Genomic DNA, 304 nt, shown 5'->3' on the forward strand with positions numbered 1-304 from the left:
CAGACTGTTTCATACCGATTACCTGGGACAAAAAACAGATAACAGAATGTGTATTTATTACTGAAGCGTTTAAGGGCGGCAAAAAGAATACGCTGCTAGAATGGCATTTAGTTGAGAATGGCACATACATCATCAAGAATGAGCTGTATAAAAGCGATAATAAGCATGAATTAGGTGTAAAGGTTCCATTAGCAGAGTTATATCCTAATTTAGAAGAAGCAGTATATATAGAGAACCTATCACGGCCTACTTTTAAATACTTTAAGCCTAATACTGCTAATAACTTAGATATTGGCTCACCTTT

1 pseudogene is annotated in these 304 nt (G+C 35.2%); it reads left to right on the forward strand.

Annotated features, from left to right (window positions below):
• Positions 1 to 304 (forward strand): annotated as a pseudogene (locus KVT37_RS32075) (poly(3-hydroxybutyrate) depolymerase); the annotation flags it as partial.

The sequence above is a fragment of the Mesorhizobium sp. GbtcB19 genome, assembly GCF_019091085.1.
Lineage (GTDB): Bacteria > Pseudomonadota > Alphaproteobacteria > Rhizobiales > Rhizobiaceae > Mesorhizobium.